We start from the raw sequence: 3,878 nt of genomic DNA, 5'->3' as shown, positions 1-3,878 counted from the left end.
GGGTATGTGTCGATCACAACACCTATGTGGGAGCGAGCCTGCTCGCGAAGCTTTCAGAGCTTACGCGGAGTCAGAACCACTTGCGCCGGCACGCTGCGCAAGATCTGCTTCTGCAGTTTCAGATCAAACCCGGGATCGAGTTTCTTGACCCGTTTGGTCAGCAATGTCGCCAACCACGGGTAATCATCGGTGCGCGGCGCCTGGATGCTGACATCGCACTGGAAATTCACCACATCAGCGGCGATGGCATCCAGTTGATGACGCATTGCGCGGATATCGCCGATATTCACCACCACCGTGGTGCTCTGCGCACTCGGGTCGATCACCTTTGCAACCGGCTTGGCTTCGGCGGCCTGGAGGGCGGCTTCGGCTTTTTCCAGCTCGGCCTTGCGGGCCTGGGCGATCGCACTGTTCACTTCGCCGGTAAGCGCCGGCGCTTTTGGCATCAGCGCGCGAGCCCGGCTCAGGGCAGTGGCGGCGGCGTTTACATCGCCTTTTTGCAGGTCGATCTGGCTGCGGCGCAAGTACGCCTCGGCCAGTTGCCGCTGGTAAGGCTCTAGCGACGGATCTTCAGGCGTCTGGGCTTGCAACGCGGCCAACTGACCTTCTGCGGTGGCCAGTTCATTGCTGGCCAGGCTCTGTTCGAGCTGCGCGATGGCCGGGCCCCGGGTGTCCGGGGTTTCGACGGTCGGCGGCGTGCTCTGGCAGGCGCCCAGCAGCAGGGAAAACGCGACAAGGAGCAGATAACGGGAGGCGAACGGCTTCATTCCTGCGACTCTCTAATTGCGCAAAAAGCGAGCAAGTCTACACCCCTCGACGGGGCAGGACAAAACTCAGCAGAAACAGCGCCGCCGCGCTGACCACGATCGACGGTCCGGCCGGAGTGTCCTTGAACCACGACAACGCCAGCCCGCCACACACCGCGAGCATGCCCAGCAGGCTTGCGCCCAGGGCCATCTGCTCCGGTGAGCGGGCGTGACGCTGTGCCGCAGCCGCCGGAATGATCAGCAATGAAGTAATCAGCAATACACCGACGATTTTCATTGCCACGGCGATCACCACCGCGATCAACAGCATCAGTGCCAATCGCAGGCCCACCACGGGCAGGCCCTCGACCCGCGCCAGTTCCTCATGGACGGTAACCGCCAGCAACGGACGCCACAGCGCCACGAGCAACAGCAATACCGCCGCGCTGCCGCCGAGGATCCAGGCCAGGTCCATCGGACTGATCGCCAGCAGATCGCCGAACAGATAAGCCATCAAGTCGATCCGCACGTCGTGCATGAAGCTGAGCACCACCAGCCCGAGGGACAGCGTGCTGGGAGCCAGGATGCCCAACAGCGTGTCGGACGCCAGCGGCTGGCGCTGTTGCAAGGTCACCAGCACCACTGCGAGCAGCAGGCAACCCACGGTCACCGCGATGGCGGGGCTGACGTCCAGCAGAAACCCCATGGCCACGCCGAGCAGCGCCGCATGGGACAAGGTGTCGCCGAAATAGGCCATGCGCCGCCAGACCACGAACGAGCCCAAGGGGCCGGCCACCAGCGCCAGCGCCAATCCTGCAAGCAGGGCGTACAACAGAAAATCAGCCATGCTTGCAGCCGTCTCCATGAACATGAGTGGAAGCAGAAGGAGCGCTGACCACCGAACCGTGCAGGTCATGGGAATGGTCATGATGGTGGTGATAAATCGCCAGGCTTTGTGCGTTTTTTCCGAACAATTCGACAAAGGCCGGATCACCACTGACTTGCTCGGGATGCCCGGAGCAGCAGACGTGACGGTTGAGACAGACCACCTGGTCGGTGGTGCTCATCACCAGGTGAAGGTCGTGCGACACCATCAACACCCCGCAGCCGTGGCGGTCGCGCAGGCGGGTGATCAAGCTGTAAAGCTCGGCCTGCCCCGCCACATCGACGCCTTGCACTGGCTCGTCGAGCACCAGTAGCTCGGGCTCGCGCAACAGCGCGCGAGCGAGCAATACACGCTGCATCTCGCCGCCGGACACACTCTGCACCGGGCTGTCGATCACTTGCTCGGCGCCGACTTCCTTGAGCGCCGCCAAGGCTCGCTCGCGGTCGACGCCCGGCACCAGACGCAGAAAGCGCAGCACCGATAGCGGCAACGTGGGGTCGACATGGAGCTTCTGTGGCATGTAGCCGACACGCAGCCGGGGCTTGCGCCAGACGCTGCCGCTGTCCGGCTTGAGCAGGCCCAGCACGGCGCGCACCAGGGTGGTCTTGCCGGCGCCGTTGGGGCCGATCAGGGTGACGATCTGCCCCGGCTCGACGCTCAGGTGAATGTTGTCCAGCACGCTCTGCCCGGCGAACGTCACGGCCACCTGTTCGAGGCGGATCAACGCGTTGCTCATCAGGCCCCCTGGCAACCGGAGCACAGGCCGACCACTTCGACGGTCTGGGTGTCGACCACGAAGCCGACGTCCTTGGCGCTGGCGACGATCGCGTCACTGATGGACTTCTGTTCCAGCTCAATGGCCGCATGACATTCGCGGCAGATCAGGAACTGGCCTTGGTGGGCGTGCTCCGGATGGTTGCAGCCAACGAAGGCGTTCAGCGAAGAAATGCGATGCACCAAACCGTTTTCCAGCAGGAAATCCAGCGCCCGGTAGACCGTCGGCGGCGCGGCGCGGCGGCCGTCCTGCTCGCTGAGTACCGCGAGGATGTCGTAGGCACCCAGCGGCTTGTGGCTTTGCCAGACCAGCTCCAGCACTCGCCGACGCAGGGCGGTCAGGCGCAGGCCTTGGCGCGCGCAAATGGCATCGGCCTCGGACAGCGCGCTGTGCACGCAATGGGAATGATCATGGGGACGACTGGCAAGGGGGGTAATGGGCATGGGCAGCGACGAGTTTAGTGAGAGACGTTATTATGTTACCCGTTCTCGCCTCTTCGAGTGGTCATCGTGTCCCGAATTTTTTCGCTCTTTGTCGCTTTTGTCGCAACATTCCTGCTGATTGGCCCGGCCCGGGCCGACGTCAAGGTACTTACCAGCATCAAGCCGCTGCAACTGATTGCCGCCGCGGTACAGGACGGCCTGGCCGTTCCGGAAGTGCTGCTGCCCCCTGGCGCCTCGCCTCACCACTATGCGCTGCGGCCATCCGACGTACGGAAGGTGCAGTCGGTGGACCTGCTTTACTGGATTGGCCCAGACATGGAAGGTTTCCTGCCACGTGTGTTGAATGGTCGTACGCAGCCTTCCGTCGCCGTGCAGGATCTGCCGGGGCTCAAGTTGCGTCATTTCGCCCAGGACAGCGCGTCCCACGAGGATCATGACCATGATGACGGCGATGATCACGATCACGACCATCGCCCCGGCACCGTGGACGCCCACCTGTGGCTGTCGCCGCACAATGCGCGGGTGATTGCTGCCAGGATGGCGGCTGACCTGAGCGCGGCGGATCCAGCGAACGCGGCCCGCTATCAAAACAACCTCAAGGGCTTCAATCAGCGCCTCGATGCCTTGGACACGCGCCTCAAGACGCGCTTGGCCGGGGTCGCGGGCAAGCCGTATTTCGTGTTCCACGAAGCGTTCGACTATTTCGAGGACAACTACGGCCTCAAGCACGCCGGGGTTTTCGCCGTGGCCGCCGAGGTCCAGCCGGGTGCCCAGCACGTGGCGGCGATGCGTACGCGTTTGCAGGCGGTGGGCAAGACCTGTGTCTTCAGCGAACCGCCGCTGCGTCCGCGCCTGGCCGAGACGCTGGTGGCCGGGCTACCGGTGAAGCTGGCGGAACTGGATGCGCTGGGCGGCTATACCCCGGCGACGGCGCAAGGGTATGAGCAATTGCTGGAAAAGTTGGGGAATGATCTGGCGGGGTGCCTGGAGTCGTTGTAACACCCCGCTCTCGGGGGGGGGGGGGGGGG

Annotated in this window: 5 protein-coding genes; 1 reads left to right on the top strand and 4 read right to left on the bottom strand. The window is 63.8% G+C overall.

All coding sequences use genetic code 11. The features are described 5' to 3' along the window. Window positions 1–53 precede the first annotated feature (53 nt). Genes ACE04F_RS09665 through zur form a run of 4 tightly spaced genes read right to left on the bottom strand, consistent with a single transcriptional unit; the run spans window position 54 to window position 2,850 of the window. On the bottom strand, window positions 54–767 hold the full coding sequence (locus ACE04F_RS09665) for a PA5502 family lipoprotein (protein WP_486106214.1): 714 nt from the start codon (window positions 765–767) through the stop codon (window positions 54–56). A 37-nt stretch (window positions 768–804) separates the two neighbouring features. Next, window positions 805–1,593 (bottom strand): zinc ABC transporter permease subunit ZnuB, encoded by a 789-nt coding sequence (gene znuB, locus ACE04F_RS09660; protein WP_434673166.1) that lies wholly within the window; start codon window positions 1,591–1,593, stop codon window positions 805–807. Continuing rightward, window positions 1,586–2,368, bottom strand: a complete 783-nt coding sequence (znuC, locus tag ACE04F_RS09655) for a zinc ABC transporter ATP-binding protein ZnuC (RefSeq protein ID WP_434602328.1) — start codon at window positions 2,366–2,368, stop codon at window positions 1,586–1,588. Before znuC ends, znuB begins: the two co-directional genes overlap by 8 nt. Next, window positions 2,368–2,850, bottom strand: coding sequence for a zinc uptake transcriptional repressor Zur (zur, locus tag ACE04F_RS09650; RefSeq protein ID WP_053126886.1), 483 nt, complete (start codon window positions 2,848–2,850; stop codon window positions 2,368–2,370). Before zur ends, znuC begins: the two co-directional genes overlap by 1 nt. 66 nt (window positions 2,851–2,916) lie before the next feature. On the opposite strand from zur, the gene znuA reads away from it, so the two are divergent. After that, window positions 2,917–3,849, top strand: coding sequence for a zinc ABC transporter substrate-binding protein ZnuA (gene znuA, locus ACE04F_RS09645; RefSeq protein WP_486106211.1), 933 nt, complete (start codon window positions 2,917–2,919; stop codon window positions 3,847–3,849). The last annotated feature ends 29 nt before the right edge of the window (window positions 3,850–3,878 follow it).

The sequence above is a fragment of the Pseudomonas sp. AGC41 genome (assembly GCF_057334555.1).
The sequence above is the reverse complement of the archived record's forward strand: the minus strand, read 5'-3'. Positions and strand labels throughout refer to the sequence as shown.